The sequence below is a fragment of the Edaphobacter sp. 12200R-103 genome (assembly GCF_010093025.1).
In the GTDB taxonomy this organism is placed as follows: domain Bacteria; phylum Acidobacteriota; class Terriglobia; order Terriglobales; family Acidobacteriaceae; genus Edaphobacter.
On record NZ_CP048114.1, the window covers coordinates 756,037 to 775,458 of the forward strand.

General features: G+C 54.9%; 11 protein-coding genes and 1 tRNA gene. 9 read left to right on the forward strand and 3 right to left on the reverse strand.

Going from position 1 to position 19,422, the window contains the following annotated elements; translation table 11 throughout:
* Positions 1 to 13 precede the first annotated feature (13 nt).
* From GWR55_RS03155 to GWR55_RS03170, 4 genes are all read left to right on the forward strand, one after another.
* Positions 14 to 1,810: a hypothetical protein gene (locus GWR55_RS03155; protein ID WP_162400958.1), complete on the forward strand. Its 1,797-nt coding sequence runs from the start codon at positions 14 to 16 to the stop codon at positions 1,808 to 1,810.
* Positions 1,811 to 2,043: 233 nt separating this feature from the next.
* Positions 2,044 to 3,441 carry a glucuronate isomerase gene (gene uxaC, locus GWR55_RS03160; protein ID WP_162400959.1) on the forward strand — a complete coding sequence of 466 codons (1,398 nt, stop codon included), beginning with the start codon at positions 2,044 to 2,046 and terminating at the stop codon, positions 3,439 to 3,441.
* A gap of 177 nt (positions 3,442 to 3,618) precedes the next feature.
* Positions 3,619 to 3,693, forward strand: a tRNA-Asn gene (locus tag GWR55_RS03165).
* Between the two features lie 974 nt (positions 3,694 to 4,667).
* Positions 4,668 to 6,023 (forward strand): alpha/beta family hydrolase, encoded by a 1,356-nt coding sequence (locus tag GWR55_RS03170; RefSeq protein ID WP_238398610.1) that lies wholly within the window; start codon positions 4,668 to 4,670, stop codon positions 6,021 to 6,023.
* Between the two features lie 70 nt (positions 6,024 to 6,093).
* Here the strand turns inward: GWR55_RS03170 and GWR55_RS03175 are convergent, their stop codons facing one another.
* A complete protein-coding gene (locus GWR55_RS03175; RefSeq protein WP_238398611.1) occupies positions 6,094 to 7,668 on the reverse strand; it encodes a uroporphyrinogen-III synthase in 1,575 nt (524 codons plus the stop codon).
* Between the two features lie 218 nt (positions 7,669 to 7,886).
* Positions 7,887 to 8,720, reverse strand: coding sequence for a transporter (locus GWR55_RS03180; protein ID WP_162400962.1), 834 nt, complete (start codon positions 8,718 to 8,720; stop codon positions 7,887 to 7,889).
* Between the two features lie 534 nt (positions 8,721 to 9,254).
* Here GWR55_RS03180 and GWR55_RS03185 point away from each other — a divergent pair.
* The 5 genes from GWR55_RS03185 to GWR55_RS03205 are packed head-to-tail and all read left to right on the forward strand — an operon-like array spanning position 9,255 to position 17,977.
* Positions 9,255 to 11,036, forward strand: coding sequence for a NirA family protein (locus GWR55_RS03185; protein WP_162400963.1), 1,782 nt, complete (start codon positions 9,255 to 9,257; stop codon positions 11,034 to 11,036).
* Between the two features lie 2 nt (positions 11,037 to 11,038).
* Positions 11,039 to 12,814, forward strand: coding sequence for a sulfite reductase subunit alpha (locus GWR55_RS03190; RefSeq protein ID WP_162400964.1), 1,776 nt, complete (start codon positions 11,039 to 11,041; stop codon positions 12,812 to 12,814).
* 49 nt (positions 12,815 to 12,863) lie between these two features.
* A complete protein-coding gene (locus GWR55_RS03195) occupies positions 12,864 to 14,462 on the forward strand; it encodes a DmsC/YnfH family molybdoenzyme membrane anchor subunit (protein WP_162400965.1) in 1,599 nt (532 codons plus the stop codon).
* Positions 14,459 to 16,672, forward strand: a complete 2,214-nt coding sequence (locus tag GWR55_RS03200; protein ID WP_162400966.1) for a molybdopterin oxidoreductase family protein — start codon at positions 14,459 to 14,461, stop codon at positions 16,670 to 16,672. Before GWR55_RS03195 ends, GWR55_RS03200 begins: the two co-directional genes overlap by 4 nt.
* Positions 16,673 to 16,720: 48 nt before the next feature.
* A complete protein-coding gene (locus GWR55_RS03205; RefSeq protein ID WP_162400967.1) occupies positions 16,721 to 17,977 on the forward strand; it encodes a nitrate/nitrite transporter in 1,257 nt (418 codons plus the stop codon).
* A gap of 94 nt (positions 17,978 to 18,071) precedes the next feature.
* Here the strand turns inward: GWR55_RS03205 and GWR55_RS03210 are convergent, their stop codons facing one another.
* Positions 18,072 to 19,397 (reverse strand): oligogalacturonate lyase family protein, encoded by a 1,326-nt coding sequence (locus GWR55_RS03210; RefSeq protein ID WP_162400968.1) that lies wholly within the window; start codon positions 19,395 to 19,397, stop codon positions 18,072 to 18,074.
* Positions 19,398 to 19,422 lie beyond the last annotated feature (25 nt).

Below are 19,422 nucleotides of genomic sequence, written 5' to 3' on the forward strand. Positions count from 1 at the left end.
TTTGCGAGGAACCATGACGAACCAACTGCGAGCTGCCCTTGCGGCGGTGCTGGTCCTGAGTACAGCATCGGTGCAGGCGCAAACGGGACCTTCTGCCAGGACGACAAAACGGGCAGTTCGAAAGAAGTCGGAGAGCAGTCTGGAGCGGACTCTGCGTGAGCTTCGTGAACAGATGCAGGCTCAGCAGCAACAGATCGATGACCTGAAGCGCCAGCTGCAGGATAAGGATGAGAAGCTGACCTCAACATCGCAGGACGCACAGGCGGCGAGTGCCTCTGCCAGTGCGGCAGCAACGCAGGCCCAGCAGGCGCTCACGGCAATCCAGTCCAATCATGAGGAGATGCAGACGCTCTCGAGTTCGGTTTCGGACCTGAAGATCGCAAGCGTGGGGATGGCCCAGACGCTTAGCGATACAAAGAGAGACATCTCGACGGCATTGGAGTCGCCGTTGACAATCCATTACAAGGGCGTACGAATTACGCCGATTGCGTACTTTGCATTTGAAACGGTCGATCGGTCGAAGTCGATTAATTCCGACATCAACACACCGTTCAATTCCACTCCTTACAGTGGTGCGGCAGAGGCGAACACGAGCGAGCTGAACTTCTCCGGCCGCCAGAGCCGTGTGGGCGCATTGTTCGAGGGCAACACGGGATCCCTTAAGCTATCGGGATATGTCGAGGCGGACTTCCTGTCCGCCGGCGCAACTTCGAACGAGAATCAGAGCAACAGCTATACGCTTCGTCAACGGCAGATCTGGGGACAGGCTGCTACACAGGGTGGCTTCGCTGTGACCGGCGGTCAGATGTGGTCGCTTGTAACGGAGACGAAGAAGAGCACGGATAATCGGACGGAGAATACGCCGATGAACGTCGACGCACAGTATAACGTCGGTTTCAGCTGGTCCCGTCAGGCAGCAATCCGTTTCCAGAAGAGGTTTGCGAATAATCTCACTCTGGCCGGATCTTTGGAAGAGGCGCAGAACATCTTTTCAGCGACGAATGCTAACCAGAATTTCTTCTTCGGATCGGCTGGCGTGGGTGGCGGACTTTTCAATGCGGGTGCAAACTATTCCAACAACGTGGCTCCTGATTTGATTGTTAAGGCTACCTATGACGGTTTTCACGGCCATTATGAGGCCGGCGGACTGGTTCGATGGTTCCGTGACCGTTACTATCCGATTGGACCGGATGGGAAGGTACAGGCGGCAGGAGCTCAGAATGACACCAAGACCGCAGGTGGATTCTTTGTGAACGGGCGCGTCGCGGCAACCAAATATGCCGATATTGGCGCTCACTTCCTGGGCGGGACGGGCGTAGGCCGTTATGGCAGCTCAACCCTTCCGGATACGACAATTCATCCGGATGGAACGCTGGCCCCCATCAAGAATTATCAGGGCCTGTTCTCAGTAGAGCTGCATCCAACCAAGAAGTTGGACCTCTTTGGCTACTACGGTGGAGAGTATGCGCAGCGTACCTACTACATGAGCACACTGCCGGGCTCTGAAGGTAAGTTGATCGGCTATGCTCCCCCGACCTCGTCGAATATGGGCTGCAGTGTCGAGACGATTCCGACGGGAACAAGTGGATACAACCCCGGAGCCCCGGCCAACTGCCTGGGGGCGACGCGACTCGTGAGCGAAGCCACAGGCGGACTCACCTTCCGCGTATACAACAGCCCGCAGTACGGACGGCTACAGTATCAGTTCCAGTACAGCTATTTGCAGCGTACAGCGTGGACCGGCGTCGGAGGAGCTCCGAAGGCTGACAACAATATGTTCTTCACTGGAATGCGTTACTACATTCCATAACCTGAGAGAAGCGGGTAGATGGGAAGAGGGCGTCCCAACGGGACGCCCTCTTCCCATTAAGTAAGCTGCATAAGTTGCAGCCCCTATTCGATTTCAGTCTCAATTGGTCGACCACTTCCAGGCATTTTTGGTAGGCTTCTGGTTGCTGAGATTTGAGACCGAAACGTGACTGCGGCCGGTCGCGGTATAACGAGCTTAATGGTTGGTTTAGAAGAAGTTTTGAGGTGTTTTGAATGCTTGACTCTATGCGGTTATTTCCCCCCGAGCCTGCAGCGCGAAACGTAGCAGAGCGGTTATATGAGACGGTACGCGATCTGCCGATCCTTTCTCCCCACGGGCATACGGATCCGGCCTGGTTTGCGAAGAATGAGCCATTTCCGAATCCGGCTGCCTTGTTTATCCAGCCGGATCATTACATCTTTCGCATGTTGTACTCCCAGGGAATTTCGCTGGAGTCGTTGGGGATTCCACAGGTGGACGGAAAGCAGAAGGCGGACCCGCGAGAGGTGTGGCGGATCTTCGCAAAGAACTACTATCTGTTCCGCGGGACACCGACGCGACTCTGGCTGGATTATTCGTTCAGTACGCTGTTTGACCTGAAGGAACGGTTGAATGCAGACAACGCGGACGAGTATTACGAAACGATCTCCAAGGCGCTGGACACACCTGCGTTCCGGCCGCGCGCTCTGTTCGAAAAATTCCGGATCGAGGTGCTTTCGACGACGGATTCGCCGCTGGATACGCTCGAATACCATAAGGCGATTCGCGAGTCGGGATGGAACGGCAGGGTGTTGCCGACCTTCCGTCCTGATGGAGTGGTCGATGCGGAGTACCTGGGCTTTGTCGAGAATATTGAGAAGCTGGGTGCTATTGCGGGCGAAAATATCGGGACCTTCAAGGGCTACCTGAACGCGCTTAGAAACCGTCGCGCCTTCTTTAAATCGATGGGAGCTACGGCGACTGATCACGGTCACCTGACGGCGAGAACGGCTGATCTGGACAATGCTGCTGCAGAATCGCTGTATCAGAAGGTTCTGTCGGGCAAGTCGACGCCCGAGGAGCAGCAACTCTTCCAGGCGCAGATGCTGACGGAGATGGCGGGTATGTCGGTGGAGGATGGGCTGACCATGCAGCTTCATCCGGGAAGCTTCCGAAACCACAACAAGCTGGTTTATGAGAAGTTCGGGCGTGATAAGGGAGCGGATATTCCTTCTCCTACGGAATACGTTCGCAGTCTGAAGCCGCTGCTGGATAAGTATGGCAACGATTCAAGGCTGACCTTCATCCTGTTTACGCTGGACGAGTCTACTTTTTCGCGCGAACTGGCTCCGCTTGCTGGGCACTATCCAGCCCTGAAGCTGGGGCCGCCGTGGTGGTTCCATGATTCGCCAGAGGGTATGATGCGGTTCCGAGAACTGGCAACGGAGACGGCCGGCTTCTACAATACGGTCGGTTTCAACGACGATACCCGTGCGTTTCTCTCGATCCCATCGCGACACGATGTCGCGCGCAGGATCGATTGCGCGTTCCTGGGGAGGCTGGTGGCGGAGCATCGGCTGGATGAAGATGAGGCTTTTGAGGTGGTGAAAGACCTGACCGTGAACCTGGTTAAGAAGGCTTACAAACTTTAGCCAGACAAATAGATGAAGCAAACAAAGAGCCCGGCTTCCTCCGGGCTCTTTGTTTGCGGGGCATGGGTTTGCACGACCGCTGTTAGGGAAGAACGATTTGCCTTTGACCGCGATAGCGGCTTTTGCTATAACAATGAAAGCGCAGCGCGTTGGTCTGACGACGTGCTCCACAGACACTCCTGAGTAGCTCAATGGCAGAGCATTCGGCTGTTAACCGAAGGGTTGTAGGTTCGAGTCCTACCTCAGGAGCCATCGCCTCATATTTTGTAATAACTTAGGCGAACGTTGGAAGAGAATATACCCAATAATCAAAGTCACTTCTTTTCAGCTCGCCTTTGCGAGTTATAGACCCCACCCCGAGCTTCAGGCACAGGGAGGCTCCTCTGTCCACCCCGGTCGAGATATGAAGTTGGGGTATACCCCAATAACGTGGTTGCTCATCGCATTTGAAACAACTTATATGCGGGACATGCCATGCTAAAGTTCGGCAAGAGCTATCATTGGTTTTCAAGACAGATGACATCGCTCGACTGGCTTTCCAAAAACAAGGAATGGTCTTTCAGCAGTTGGAGCTTCTGTCCTAGCTGCAATAACGGCTGCATCCCCCACTAAATCGAAAGATGATGCAAAACAAGAAGCCGTGATAACGCAGGCTCCCACCATCACTCAAGCACCGGTGGTCAAACGTTGTCACACCCTCAGCCGCCAGCGAACCTCTTCCAGTCAATCCGCAGCAACGACGACCACCCCTATTCGGACTGAACCCGGTCATCGCCGCAAGGAATGTTGGATTCATCCACCCTGATCTATCGGAGGAGGGTACGGCTGGAGTCTGCATCGCGCGTTTTAGGCTTCAAGGCGATCAGCAAGGCTCGATGCAAGAACGCTTTGAAGCTTCGATTGACTTTGTTGAACATCTGGCGGCAAGTGGGATGCCGTATGAGGTTCGAGCAGGGCACATAAACCCGAGGGTAATGGCTCCCGTCGAAACCCTTTGTTTCGATGCATTGGGCTTGAGCTGTTCGCTGTCGATGGCGATGAATCCTCTCTCGAAGAGGCAGATCTGCATCTGAATCAAATAGCTGCGGGACACCATTACAAGTAGCTGGCATGATGGTGCAGATACGCGACATGCAAGGAGGAAAGGGCCGAAAGCGATTGCGTTGGAGCCAATCGAAATGATCTTCAGCGACAGAACGGATGCCGGTCAGAAACTCGCAAGGAAATTGCTGCGATATTCCGGGAGGCAGGATGCGGTCGTTCTGGGAATCCCGCGAGGGGGTGTTCCTGTTGCGTTTGAGATCGCAGAGGCTCTGCATCTGCCGCTGGACGTTTTTCTTTCAAGGAAGCTGAGTGTTCCCGGCCATGAGGAGCTTGCATTTGGCGCCATTTCTGCGGGCGAGGGGCGTTTTCTCGATCAGCATATTGTGCAGACCATGGGAATTACGCAGGAGCAGATTGAAAGCATTACGCAGGACACGAGAAAGAAATTGGAGGAGCGTGCTCAGCTGTACCGGCCCAGCCAGCCGGAGCGCGCGGTGGCTGGGCAGGTTGTCATCCTTGTCGATGATGGTATTGCGACGGGTGCAAGTATCTATGCTGCAGTCCAGGCACTCCGCCAGATGAACCCAAAAGAGATCGTCATTGCCGCCCCGGTAGCTCCGGCTACAACTGTGAACTGGCTTCGAGGAGTTGTGAATGATGTTGCAGTTCTTTATGCTCCCAGTGACTTCTATGCTGTCGGTCAGTTCTATCGCGATTTTCCTCAGACCTCCGACGAGGAAGTAATAAGCCTGTTGCATCGCGCGGAGCAGATAGAAGTGGCAGCAGGGAAAGCTCCAGAGAATCACCCTGAGAAGGCTCGATTGCTTGCCGAGAACGACGAAGAGATTCGCATCAGGGCGGGCGATGTAGTGCTTGAGGGAATCCTGAATATTCCGGAGAATGCGCAGGGCATCGTGCTATTTGCTCATGGAAGCGGAAGCAGTCGGCATAGCCCACGAAATCGCTTTGTGGCCGGGGAACTGCAGTCCAGGAGATTGGCGACCCTGCTGTTTGACATGCTGACACCCGAGGAAGAGATGGTGGATCGCAAGACGGCAGAACTGCGATTCGATATCCCACGGCTGGCGAAACGTCTGATCGAAGTGACTCGATGGATTGCTCAGAATCCGCAGTCGCGAAATCTGACAATCGGCTACTTCGGAGCGAGCACGGGTGCCGCTGCGGCGCTTATAGCTGCAGCGCGACTGCCGGGCATTGTGGCTGCGGTGGTGTCGCGCGGCGGCCGCCCTGATCTTGCAGGAGAGGATCTCAGTAGCGTTCGCGCGGCGACGTTACTGATTGTGGGCGAGCGGGACGAGGCGGTGATCCAGAGGAACCATCAGGCACTGGATCAGTTGGGATGTGAAAACAAGCGTATGGTTCTGGTGCCTGGGGCGACCCACCTGTTTGAAGAGCCAGGCGCCTTGGAGCAGGTTTCAACCGCTGCTGCAGAGTGGCTGGTGCGTTTTCTGAGGCCGAAAAGCAGCTTTACGGGACGCATCATTGAGCCAGAGCAGGGAGCGATAGAAGAAATGTAGCAGACAATTTGAAGCGACTCTGTGATCCGACCCACACGGTGAAGTTGCTTGTAACCGGGGCGAACCAGATTCAGTTTTGATTGCGGCGGAGTTCTTCTGAGAGCAGAATGGCGTCTGCGATCTCGCGCATGGATTTCCTGCGTTGACGGCTCTCGCGATGCATCATCTGATAGGCGTCATCTTCGCTGAGAGAGAGGTCTCGTTGTAATACGCTCTTGGCGCGGTCAACGGCTTTTCGCGTCTCGAGTCTGTTCGCTAGTTGAGAATTTTCCGTTTCCAGGCGTGCGCGTTCGATCTCGGCTCCGACAAGATAACCCAAGGTGGAGAGCAGGCGTACTTCATGGGTGGAGTGCTTGTAAGAGAGCCTGTGTTGCAAGTTGATGACTCCTACGACTCGGTTTGCGCAGATGATGGGGCTGCAGAGCATCGCTTCAAAGTGATCTTCCGGGATGTTTTTGAATGCTTTGAAACGAGGATCGTTGGATGCTCCGGAGGCGAGCGCTACGGGCTGGCGATATTTCGCGACCCAGCCGGTGACACCCTGCCCAATCTGTATCCCGACATGATCGACCAGATCGGCATGAGGATTCTTCGAGGCGCGCATCACCAGGTTGTCGTTTTCGAGGACGTAGATAAAGCAGGAATCGCAGGGAATGACGCCGGAGATAAAAGACACGATACGATCGAGCACAAGGTGCAGGGAATCGGCTGCTGCGATACGGCTGCTGATCTCGTGCAGAAAATCGATCTCCTGCAAACCGTCGCGGAAGCCTGCCATCGTAGGTGTAGAAAGTGCTACGCGGCGCACTGCCTGCGGCGTGTTCTCCTCTTCAGGGACTGCCGTATAGACCCCTTCGATCTTCCGATTTCGTTTTTCAGCCAGCAAACGACTTGCATACTGCGCTGCTTCGTTGACGAGAAATCCCATCTTTGGCCGCGATGGCTCAAAGTCTGGCTGGATGCCATAGTGCGCCAGCTCTTCGGAGGTGGTTGGCCCGATGGACAGAACCACGTTGGACTGCAGACATGCCCTCAGTGAATCGACGACGCCCATCTGTTCCGCGACGTTGAACAGGTGAATGACCTGCACAGCGGTCATGAACAGGATGACGTCGATCATGCCGTTGATGACAGCAGAGACGGCATCTCGCAAAGGCTGCAGGTCTTCCGGAAGTGCCCACTGGTATACAGGAACTTTCAATAGCGTGTCGCAGCAGCCGCTCAGTTCTGCAAGGAACTCGGGGTTGGATGCACCATACTCCTGGATGGCCACTCGCATGCCGGCAAGGTTTTCGCCAAGTGTTTCGCGAATAGCCCGCATCAGCTCCCGCCATGTGCTTGGTTCCTCAGAGATGACATGCACGGGAACCTTAAGCTCTCGGAGTGCGGTGGCTGGCTTTGCTCCTCTTGCAGCGATCTTGACCTTACGAAGAGCTCCAATGAACTCTTCTCGATCAAACTGTTGCTCGACGATGTCGAGCATTGCTCGGACGCCAACCCCTGTGAGAAATACGACGAGGTCAAAATCGCCGCGAAGAAGACCTCGAGCAAACTCCAGTGTCTCCTCGTTTGACTCAAGTCCAACCTCTCGCATGGAGGGTACGACGAAGGCTTCGCCGCCATAGGTGCGGATTAACTTTTCCACCTCCCTGGCCCTACGGGACTCCAGCGAGAGTATACGGAGTCCTTTGAAGCTTGCGTGTGCCACCTTGTTCCTCCATTTTGTTCAATCGCTGGTGTTGTCCCTTGCAGGAGCAGCAATACCTTGCGGAATGTGTTTTAAAGTGGAGATGAATCCGATTGTACTGTGCAGTGAGGACGGCGCAAAATGCGCTGTCCTCACATACGCAGATGCTATCTCAATCAGAAAGTGAGCCGTCCGGTAAGAATAAGATTGTGATTGTAGCTATGGTAATGCGAGGTGGCGATCTGTATGCCTGAGCCGAAGACCAGTCCCAGCCGGCTACCAGGATCTGGACGAAGGCGGATTTTGCTGACTATAACTCCCGGTGTCACAAAGACCTGGCTCCTTCCGTCGTTTGCTCCGCCGCGGAAGTAGCTTGCGTTGGCTTCAATCTCCGGCCAGAAATATTTTCCGAGTTTGTACTGAGCTACGCTATTCCAGAGAATCGTCCGTCCGATGGTGGAGGAAGAACTCGTAGGAAGTACGGCTCCGAGGCCTGATTGCACGGCCAGGTTGCCGAAACCCTTGCCTCCAATGAATGTAGGTGTGACGGTAGAAACCGCGGCGCCGTTCTTATAGCTGCCGGTGGGTACAGAGAATGCCACCTGAACGGCAGTTGAATAGTTTCCACCTTCTGCAGTTGCAAACATACGATATTTGGCCGTTACGGAGAAATCGCTGGTGCCGTCCCGCACTGTCGCGGAGTTGTGTTCAAGATAGGCGGGGAGGTTGATGTCAATCTCTGTGCGTGCGAAGGGAATCAGGTTTACGCCTTTGCCTCCTCCGTAGTTCCAGGTTTCCGCATGATTTGAGGTGTACTGGTGCATGAAATCAACACGAGCCAGCTGAACGATGACGGCCGATGGAGAAAATACGGGAACGACCCATGCCGGCTGGCGCGCCGAAGTGGATCGTACCCGGCTCTCCCATGCCTTAAAGAATTCCGATTGTGCGAGAACGATAGTGCTGCTGAACCACAAGAGGCTTGTGAGAATAATGCTGTGTCGGAACATTCTTTCCTCCTGAGATGGCGAGACGGTATCCCTTCGCAGCATTCATCGCTTGAGCTGGCTGCGGTTGCGCGTAGTCCAGAGCGCCAGCAAGCGCTACAGCTGGTAAAAGGGACAGGTTCAGGGGGCAGAGCGGTCGTCCACAGAAGGTGGTAGCCGAAGCACTTGCCACGTCCTATGGCACGTCAAGGTGCCAAATTGTTGAGAGAAGATAACGTATCGTGGCACGGCCTGACGATTCCGGCAAGCCCGATTTCACAGTCCATCAAGTTTTGCTTGCATGGTCTGCTGTTTATCGCTACTATCAGTGCAACGCCCCCTGATGGCGTTCTTAGTTGCGGCCCGCACCTCCTGATGTGCGAAGCTGCTTATAACTCCAAAATTATTTCCAGAGCTCCTTGAAGAGCACGATCGTGACTCGCGGTGTTTACTGCGATGTCTCTCGAATCTATGCGCCTGACTCCGTTTATGTGGCGCGGCTCAACTGTTCAGACGGGCACCATGCCCAAACCAACAGGCAATGCAAGGAGCATCGTTATGGGCACCATTGCTGCACCCCAATCAGGGGAATTTACTTCAGAGCAGAAGCATTATCTGCAGGGCTTTTTTGCTGGTGTATGCCAACGCAGCCCAATTCCGTTTGCAGGTGAGACAGCGGATGGATTGATAACTGCCGATCCCTCTGCGGGCCAACGAAATCTCGCTGTTGCTCCTGCAGAAGAGATGTGGCATAACACGCCTGTCACGGATCTTGCTCGCGAAGAGCGATGGAAGTATGAACAAGACCCATTCACGATTTGGGAAAAAATGCTGCAGTACAGTCGCCGGAACCAGGCGCCCAGCGAAGACGATAAGTTTCGCCTGAAATACTTTGGGCTATTCCATGTTGCCCCGGCACAGGATTCCTTCATGCTCCGTCTGCGAACGCCTGGCGGAAGTCTCTCATCCCACCAGCTCCGCGGGCTTGCACAGCTCGCGGAGGAGTACGGCTGTGGACGGGCTGACCTTACGACGCGCAGCAATATTCAGCTTCGGGGGTTTCAACCCCGCGATATCACCCACGTGCTCAACCGTGTCCAGGCACTGGGCCTCACATCGCGCGGATCCGGGGCGGACAACATAAGGAACATCACAGCCTCTCCGCTGACAGGGATAGACCCCAACGAACTGATTGACGTTGCACCCTTGGCGGAGGCTATGCAGGCGTACATCACGAACTCTCCGGAGATGTATCAGCTTCCTCGTAAATTCAACATTGCTTTTGATAATGGCGGTACGGTGTCGGTGCTGACTGACACAAACGATATTGGCTTCCTTGCTGTGCGCGTTGCCGAGTCGAGTAGTGTGCCATCGGGCATTTACTTTCGGGTAATGCTCAGCGGAATTACAGGCCATCGGCAGTTTGCCAGCGATTGCGGTCTGCTGCTTCGGCCGGAGGAGGTGGTCGCAGTAGCGGCTGCTATGGTGCGGGTATTCGTGCGACATGGAGACCGAACAAATCGCAAGAAGGCGCGGCTGAAATATCTCATCGATCAGTGGGGAGTCGACCGCTTTCTGGAAGAGACCCAAAAGGTGCTGTCGTTCCCCCTGATTCGGGTACCTCAGTCGGAGTGCGACCCACGCAATGTGGTCGATCGCTCGGCCCATATTGGCATCCATAGACAGGCACAGACCGGGTTGTATTACATCGGTGTAGTGGTTCCTGTAGGCAACCTGCCGGTGCTCCAGATGCGGGCAATTGCAGATGTGGCGGAACGTTTTGGTTCCGGAGATATGCGACTGACCGTATGGCAGAACCTGATCGTTCCCAATATTCAGGAAAAATATCTACCAGCCGCGATGCGGGCGATTCAGGATGCAGGGCTCGATTACAGTGCGGGTGCGGTACTGCGGGGGACGGTAGCGTGCACGGGGAATCAGGGATGTCGTTTTGCTGCGGCAAATACGAAGCTACACGCGGTTGAACTGGCCAGACAGTTGGATGCGCGGTTTCCGATTTTAGATCAGCCGGTAAACCTGCATGTGACCGGCTGCCATCACTCCTGTGCGCAGCACTATGTTGGCGATATCGGCCTGATGGCAGTGAAGGTTAAAGGGGAAGAAGGCTACCAGGTTGTCGTCGGTGGCGGGGCTGATGGCGATCAGGGGGTCGGGCGCGAACTATTTCCCGCCGTTCGTGCGAATGAACTTTATCCGCTCCTGGAGGGCCTCTTCTCTGCATATTTCGTCGAGCGTCACTCCGATGAGACATTCCTTCACTTCACCCGTCGTCACGAAATCGCAGCACTGCAGACGTTCTGCAACGAGGAGAGAGCATAGCTATGCAGATGGTTCCTTACATCCCTGAAGATGCGCCCTTCACTCCGGAGCAGCGAAGCTGGCTCAATGGATTTCTAGCCGGAATGTACTCCAGCGTTCCTGCGGCTGCTCCACCGGCTGACCCCCCTCGGTCGCTTAAGATCGCGGTGCTTTATGCGTCACAATCCGGAACCGCAGAAGGGCTGGCCCGCAGGTTGGCCAGGGAGCTGAAGGCGAAGGGACACGTTACCTCTCTGTCTTCGCTCGAAGGATACGCTTCGGCAACGCTGCTGGGCGAGCGGTACGCCATTATTGTTGGCAGTACGTATGGCGAGGGCGAGGCCCCCGATGCTGTGCGGCCTTTCTACGAGCAGCTTTGTCTGGAACATTTCCCGTGCTGTGAGAATCTCTCTTACGCTGTGCTGGCGCTTGGCGACTCAAACTACGAGCACTTCTGTAAGTTCGGCATCGACCTCGACAACAAGCTCGCATCGTTAGCAGGTACGCGGCTCTGTGAGCGTGCCGACTGCGACGTTGATTATGAGAGCACCTTTGAACAGTGGAAGACCTCCCTCTATCGAAGCCTCGATGACATTGTGGCTGCAGGCCCGGCCCGTACTGCGCCATCGACTCATCTTGATGCCGCTCCGGCTAAGTCAGCCGCGATGAATGCTGCCAGCTATAACCGAGATAATCCTTACAGCGCCCCGCTCATGGAGAAGCGTGCGTTGACGCATGAGATCTCCAGCAAGCAGACGCTACATCTGGCTTTTGATATCCGCCACGCTAACGTGAGCTATGAGGCGGGCGATGCCTGTGGAGTAATTCCGCAGAATGACATCCGACTAGTCGAGGATATCCTCCATCATCTGAATTTCAGCGCATCTATAGCCGTGAAGCTTCCGAAGGGTGGAACCGCAACTCTGCTCGACGCCCTGCTGGACCATCTGCAGATCACTCGCCTGACAAGGAAGATGATTGAGGCTTATGCCACGATCGGTCAGTGCCAGCCACTCTTTGACCTGCTGGCTGCTGAGCGGCAGCAACTGGAGAAGTATACCTGGGATCGGGGACTAATCGACCTTCTACACGATTACCCCGGTGTCCTTCGCGATCCTGCAGACCTGGTTGCGATGCTGCCACGTCTGACGCCGCGGCTCTACTCGATCTCATCCAGTCCGGCAGCTCATCCAGGGGAGATTCACACCACGGTGGCCGTAGTTCGCTATCAGGCGCATAACCGGGAACGCGGTGGAGTTTGTTCCACACTACTGGCCGATCGTAGAAGCTCCGGTGAAAGGCTTCCGGTCTACATCCATCCGAATAAGCGTTTCCGTCTTCCCGCGGACAGTAACGGCCCGATGATCATGATCGGTCCGGGGACCGGGATAGCACCGTTTCGCTCTTTTCTGCATGAGAGGCGCGCACTGAATCATACGGGCAAGAACTGGCTGTTTTTCGGCGAACGTTCCGCAGCTACGGATTTTCTTTATCGGGATGAGTTGGAAGAGATGCACTCCGATGGGCACCTTACGCGTCTTGACCTTGCGTTCTCGCGGGATCAGGAACGGAAGATCTACGTGCAGGACAGGATGAAGGAGAAGGGGCGTGAACTCTTTGACTGGCTGGAGCAGGGAGCCAGCGTGTATGTCTGCGGTGACGCCTCTCGGATGGCGAAAGATGTTGACGCTGCACTTCACTCGGTTATTGAGAGTCACAGCGGAAGAGGCCCGGATGCCGCAAGCGAATACATGCAGGTTTTGAAAGATCAGCATCGGTATCATCGCGACGTTTACTAGATTGCAGTATCAATCAACATCAATCAGCCGCTCGTGGAGGAATTCGCTAATGTCACTGCCACTTTACGAACTCGCTACCTCCGATGAGCATTCAGCTATTGTGCGCCTGATCGACGGCAGCGGCCACGATAGCGCGGCAGCATCGATAGACAAGGTTGCTCCTTCGTCGCTGATTCCCGGAAGGCTTCCGGAGCCGGGCGAACAATATCGCTTTCACTTTGATATGACGAAGTGTATCGGCTGCCGCTCATGTGAAGTAGCGTGCAACGAGCAGAATGGAAACCCCGCCGATCTGCATTGGCGGAGAATTGGTGAGATTGAAGGTGGCGTCTGGCCACACACCGAACGCTATTACCTGTCGATGGGGTGCAATCATTGCCTTTCCGCAGACTGCCTTCGAGGCTGTCCCGTAAATGCTTATACAAAAGATCCTCTGACCGGCATTGTTTTGCATTCGGCAGAGGCGTGCATAGGGTGCCAATACTGTGTGTGGAACTGCCCCTATTCAGTACCGCAGTTCAATGCTGATCGAGGAGTGGTGGGGAAGTGCGACATGTGCCATGGGCGCCTCACCTCAGGCATGGAGCCTGCCTGCGTCAATTCGTGCCCGGAAAATGCAATTCAGATTGAGATCGTAGACCAGCTCGAGTGGCGCAGCGATCACGCTGATGCAAATGCTCCGGGGATGCCGAATGCTGGACACACCCTCTCGACCACGCGAATCACGCTGCCCGAAGGCTCCACTGTAACCCTCGACCGGGTTGATATCGAAACTCTTCGGCTTGAGCACGCACATTGGTCGCTGGTATGGCTGACGACCCTGATCCAGCTCTCGGTGGGATCGCTGTTTGTTGCGGTTGTTTCCAGCCGCTTCAACTGCATTGCTCTTACTCTGATCTTCGCGTTGACCGCTTTTGCACTCAATATCTCGGTCTTCCATCTGGGACGACCTGCGTACGCCTGGCGTGCGCTCAAGATGTGGCGCCGCTCGTGGCTCTCCCGCGAGGTCCTGCTCTTCGGGCTGTTCTTTCTGTCTCTGGCTGCGCTCACATTGGCAAGCTGGCTCTCTGCGTTTGGGCTGCTGCCACACGGTATCAGTACTCTTGCTGCCTTGCGGTTCGCAACGCCAATGATCGGTATAGCAGGACTGTTTGCAAGTGCGCGGCTGTATCTTGTGCCAGCCCGTCCTGCCTGGAACACAAATCATACCCCTGTTGACTTTATGCTGAGTGCTCTACTGCTGGGGTGTGCGGCTTTACCAGCCATCATCTATCTCAGCAACAGCGTGCTATGGCTCAGCCGGCTGACGTTTGTCTCTTCTATGGTAGATAAAGATCTCTATTGGACTCTTGTTCTGTCAGCTGTCCTGTGGGGAGCTAACCAGGCAATACGCGTGCTAAGGTTGCGAGCGTCGCGAACCTATGAACATCGTGCAAGCTGCGGCCTGCTGAATACCCACAGCCTGCGGGGAACATTTCTAGTGAGCTTCGCTTTTGTCGGTCTGGCCGTGCTTCTGATGATGATAGGTCTGCCATTCCTTGTCTTGCCCGCAGCGTTGGCCGGCGTTATTGCGTCACGCTATCTCTTCTTCGTCTCGGTTGTTCCCCTGAATATGGCGCTCACCTTTGTAAGGCAGGTGCACGCATGAAGAGTTCATTCGTTCGGCGCATCAAGCGCTTCGCAGGAATCGACATTAACCGCGAAAAGTATGCATATGCGAAAGACCCGATCTATGGCCACATCTCAGAGTCCCGTGTAGCAGAACGGTGGGTCAAGACGACCTGTGGTTATTGCTCCGTAGGATGCGGCATGCTGGTAGGAGTTCGTGACAACAAGGCGGTTGCGGTACGCGGAAATCCAGATCATCCGGTCAATCGAGGCAAGCTCTGTCCCAAGGGGCTTTCTGAACACCATGTTCTGGATGCACCTGGCCGGGCTCGTCAGCCACTGTTACGTAAAGATGGGGTTCTCACGCCTGTGTCATGGGATGAGGCCCTCGACACGATGGTGGCGCGCTTCTCGGAGATACAACTGCGCCATGGGAAAGAGTCGCTTGGCGTTGTGGGCACTGGCCAACTGCTCACGGAAGAGTGCTATACCCTGGGTAAACTGGTGCAGCTTGGCTTCGGCACTCGCAACAACGACGGCAATACGACACTCTGCATGGCGTCTGCTGTATCCGGCTACAAATTGTCGTTCGGCTCAGATGGCCCGCCTGGCTCCTATGCCGATATGGAATCGGCAGATGTCATTCTGCTGATCGGTTCCAATATCGCGGACAATCATCCTATTCTCTGCCATCGCGTGGACAGGACCTCTCCTGGAACAAAACCGCGCACGCTGATTGTTGTGGATCCGCGAGTTACGAAGACCGCGATGATGTCTGATATTCACCTTGCGGTAAAACCGCGGTCGGATATCGCTCTACTGAACGGAATTGCGCATATTCTTATCAGAGAACGTCTGATTGATCGCGACTACATCGAACGACATACGACAGGGTTTGAGGAGTTCAAAAAGTTCGTCTCTACCTTCACGCCGGCATATGTCGCTTCTGTCACAGGATTGAGTGAGCAGCAGTTGACCGATGTGGCACTGCTGTACGGTCGCGCCAAAGCAGCATTTATCGGCTGGACGATGGGGGTGAATCACTCCACTCAGGGCGCTGTAACTGTAGCTGCGATCAACAATCTTGCGTTGATTACGGGAAACATCGGCCGCGCTGGTGCTGCTCCATTTTCCATCACAGGCCAATGCAACGCGATGGGCACACGTGAATCAGGCTTTACAGCGTCATTACCTGGATATCGTAAATTTGACAATCCGGAAGATCGTGAAGATCTGGCGAGGATCTGGAATATTCCTGTCGATCGTATTCCCACTGCCCGCGGACTTGCGTATCCCGACATCATCGAAGCTGCCGTACAGGGGCGCATTAAAGCGCTGTGGTTTGTTGCAACCAATCCAGCGGTATCGTTTCCGAACTATAACCTGTTGGAATACGCCCTGCGTTCCGTCGAGTTCCTGGTGGTGCAGGATGGCTTTCATCCCACTCCTACCAGTGAGTTTGCTCACCTGGTTCTTCCAGCCGCCATCTGGGGCGAGAAGGAAGGGACCTATACGAATTCCGAGCGCCGCGTCTCTAAACTTAATTGCGCCGTGCCTCCACCGGGCGAAGCACGGCCGGACTTCGATATCTTCCTGGATATCGCATCGCGGCTTAGCGTCAAAGAGGAGCTCTATCCCGGATGGGTATCGACTCACGATGCATTCCTTGAATGGCAACGCGTGTCATCTGGACGCATGTGTGACTATTCTCAATTCACATGGAAGGACATCGAGGATGCGAACGGGCTGCAGTGGGGAGGCCCCTCTCTTTACAGTGATGGACGGTTTGCCACAGAAGACGGACGTGCACGTATCCACGTCGTTCCCTGTGATCCATTCGTGGAGCAGCCTGATGCTGAGTTCGATTTCATCCTGAATACGGGCCGTACCGTAGAGCATTGGCATACCAGAACCAAGACGGGCAACATTGAGTTGTTGAACGACATGGTTCCTCGCGCCTGGTTGGAGATGAATCCTTCCGATGCGCGGAGGCTGTATCTGAAGCCGCACGACCGCGTGACCGTGAGGAGCCGTAGAGGGTCTGTCTCCGATCTGGAGCTGCGCATCACGGGAATCGTCGCTCCAGGGCAGGTATTCATGCCGTTTCACTTCTCAGAGACGAATTCCAACATTGTTACTCTTGGGGCGTTCGATCCGATCTCAAGAGAACCCAATTTCAAGCAGTGCGCCGTTCGTGTCGAGAAGACTGTAGCGCGCGATCGCCGTTCGTCTGCCGCCCGTTATTCATAGCTGCAAACTCAAATAAGCCATTCCCCAAAACTAACGGAGATCATACTCATGGCGAATCTCAAGGCATTTTTAAAGTCTGGCCACCCACCTACGTTGCTCAGCGCATTTTTCTACTTTGATTTTTCATTCGCGGTCTGGGTGCTTAACGGAGCGATGGGGCCATTTATCTCCGAACAGTTTAGCCTGACTCCTGCGCAGATTGGACTGATGGTCTCCATTCCGACGCTTGCAGGGGCGTTGATGCGCTTTCCGCTTGGTGTTCTGTCGCAATATATCGGCCGTAAGAACGCAGCTATCGTTGAGATGTCGGCAATCGTTGTTGCTCTGTTGTACGGCTTTCTTTTTGTAAATACCTTTCATGAAGTTCTAGCGATGGGAGTTCTGCTGGGCATCGCGGGTGCGAGCTTCGGAGTAGCGCTCTCATTGGGGTCGGGATGGTTTCCGAAGCAATACAAAGGTTTGGCAATGGGAATAGCAGGAGCGGGCAATAGCGGAACCGCACTCGCGGCTCTGCTTGCGCCGCGGCTGGCACAGCACTTTGGCTGGCAAAAGGTCTACGGTTTCGCAGCCTTCACCATGCTTCTGCCGCTGATCGTCATGATCGTCTTTGCCAAAGAGCCACCGGACATCGAACATCAGACACTGCGGCAACACCTGTCCTGTCTTTGGGATAAGGACGGGTGGGCTTTCAACATGATTTATGTCATCACATTTGGCGGTTTCCTGGGGTTATCGACCTTCCTTCCCTCCTTTTATTACTCGCAGTTTCACGTATCGAAGATTGAGGCTGGCTCTCTTACGGTGCTCGCAACACTTACGGGGTCGCTTACTCGAGTTGCTGGAGGATACTTTGCAGATCGTTTCGGTGGAATCAATACGCTATTCGTGGTCTTTCTTATTACTGTTGCTGGATTTCTTGGTTTCCTTGCATCACCACCGCTTGCAATGACGACACTTCTCTTCATGGTTTGCTTTGCGGCGCTCGGTGCAGGGAACGGCGCAACCTTTCAGATGGTTCCGCTCCGCTGGCCCACGACAACAGCCGTTGCTGGCGGCATGATCGGAGAGATTGGAGCCCTCGGTGGAGGTATCCTGCCCAACCTGCTTGGCCAGGCAAAACAACACACGGGATCTTACGCGGTGGGATTTCTGATCTATTCGGTGTTGGCTGTGTGCGTCCTGGCTATGATGCTGATCGTGTCCCGCCGATGGACAACGACATGGGCAGGTGCGGGAGGACGTGCGCTGCTAGACAAACCTGATCGAACACTCACGGAAGACAAAGAAGCTCTGCTGGAGATGTGAAGAACGGACCGCCGTAGCCTTAGATGATTTGCACAAAAAGTGACAGGCGGAGCACGCTGTAGCGCTCCGCCTGTCACTTTGTTTCTGGAGTGTGTTACGGCTCTTTGCTGATGTCGACGCCAAAGACATAGGTCGGGCCAAACATATTCGAGCGGAAGATGATCATCTTTCCATCAGGAGTAAAGCTGACGTTTGGTTCCAGCGTGTAGTTGTGCTTCGACATGTTCACCAGACGCTCGGCATGGAAGACTCCCGGCGTAGGCCAGCTATCGTCGGTAATGCCGTTTGTCTTCAGGATCTCCGGATGGAAGAGATAAATCCACTCGCCATCCTTCGCCTTAGCGACCTGACGAGGATCGCCACCGTCTCCGGTGAACAGCGTTGCATCCTTGTTCACGTTGAAGTGAATGGACCACTCATTGCGCTGCAGATGATACCAGATACGTTTGTTCGTCTTTACATTTACGGATGCCAGCCAGAAATCCTCCCCTTTGGGAGTCTGCAGGTCATAGTAGATCGTCTCGCCATCTTTTCCCCAGAACTCATGGCCTGCAATCTCACCCGGCATATGCCGCTGGTGCATCAGCTGATTGTGCGTTCCGTCGGTATGAATCGTCCAGATGCGGTCTACCTTCTGCCAGGGACCTTCGTGGCAGTACATTAGCAATGTCGGATCGGTCGGTGAAAACAACAGATGATTGACCCAGTCAGTGCTGTGGAGCAAGGGAGTAATTTTTGCGCTGCCGGTAAGGTCTATCGTGAAGAGGACCAGCGGAATGCGGGCGGCCAGCCGCCTCTCCATCATCTCGCCCTTGTTGGCTGCCTGTTCCAATGGACTGGTCTGGGGACTACTGGGGCTGGTCACCTTGCCGCCATTGCGTCCGAACTGTTCGTTGGGTTTATCGACCTCGTCATAGGTGCCGGCGGCGAGCGTCTCATCAGCGTTTACGGTAATGACTCGGCCACGTGGTGGAACCTTCGCCAGCATTTTGGTTTCGCCAGTGTCGACGTTGGTTTTGTAGATGGTGTTGTCTTCTGCTTTGATGTAGAAGATCGACGGGGTCTTGTGTCCCACCTCCATCGTGCGGACCTTGCCTTTCACAACATTGCGAGTGGCATGGGTCCTGAGATTCAGCACATTAATCCCATCGGGGGTGGTATAAACCATCTCCGTGCCGTCCGGCGTGTAGCCGTTGACGTTGAAGTAGAAGCTGGCCGAACCGGGCTCATCTGTAAGCCGGGTTACGCGATGCCCTGTGTCTTTGTCGATCCACGTTTTGGGCGGGTTCTTCAACTCTTCCTGGGTCGGCATTTTGTCGGGCGGGCGGGTGTCCGGACGTGCCTGGGCCAGGATGAGAGGACATGAGAGGGCGACGATAGATGCGGTGACCAGGATCGTTCGTGCAGAAGAGAACTGCATTCAAAGTTTCCTTTCCGTTTTGCTC

What these genes read in the sequence shown, in the direction of transcription:
- GWR55_RS03205 (WP_162400967.1), top strand. Translation starts at nt 16,721, where the DNA reads ATGGCGAATCTCAAGGCATTTTTAAAGTCTGGCCACCCACCTACGTTG.
- GWR55_RS03210 (WP_162400968.1), bottom strand. Translation starts at nt 19,397, where the DNA reads ATGCAGTTCTCTTCTGCACGAACGATCCTGGTCACCGCATCTATCGTC.
- uxaC (WP_162400959.1), top strand. Translation starts at nt 2,044, where the DNA reads ATGCTTGACTCTATGCGGTTATTTCCCCCCGAGCCTGCAGCGCGAAAC.
- GWR55_RS03155 (WP_162400958.1), top strand. Translation starts at nt 14, where the DNA reads ATGACGAACCAACTGCGAGCTGCCCTTGCGGCGGTGCTGGTCCTGAGT.
- GWR55_RS03190 (WP_162400964.1), top strand. Translation starts at nt 11,039, where the DNA reads ATGCAGATGGTTCCTTACATCCCTGAAGATGCGCCCTTCACTCCGGAG.
- GWR55_RS03185 (WP_162400963.1), top strand. Translation starts at nt 9,255, where the DNA reads ATGGGCACCATTGCTGCACCCCAATCAGGGGAATTTACTTCAGAGCAG.
- GWR55_RS03180 (WP_162400962.1), bottom strand. Translation starts at nt 8,720, where the DNA reads ATGTTCCGACACAGCATTATTCTCACAAGCCTCTTGTGGTTCAGCAGC.
- GWR55_RS03195 (WP_162400965.1), top strand. Translation starts at nt 12,864, where the DNA reads ATGTCACTGCCACTTTACGAACTCGCTACCTCCGATGAGCATTCAGCT.
- GWR55_RS03200 (WP_162400966.1), top strand. Translation starts at nt 14,459, where the DNA reads ATGAAGAGTTCATTCGTTCGGCGCATCAAGCGCTTCGCAGGAATCGAC.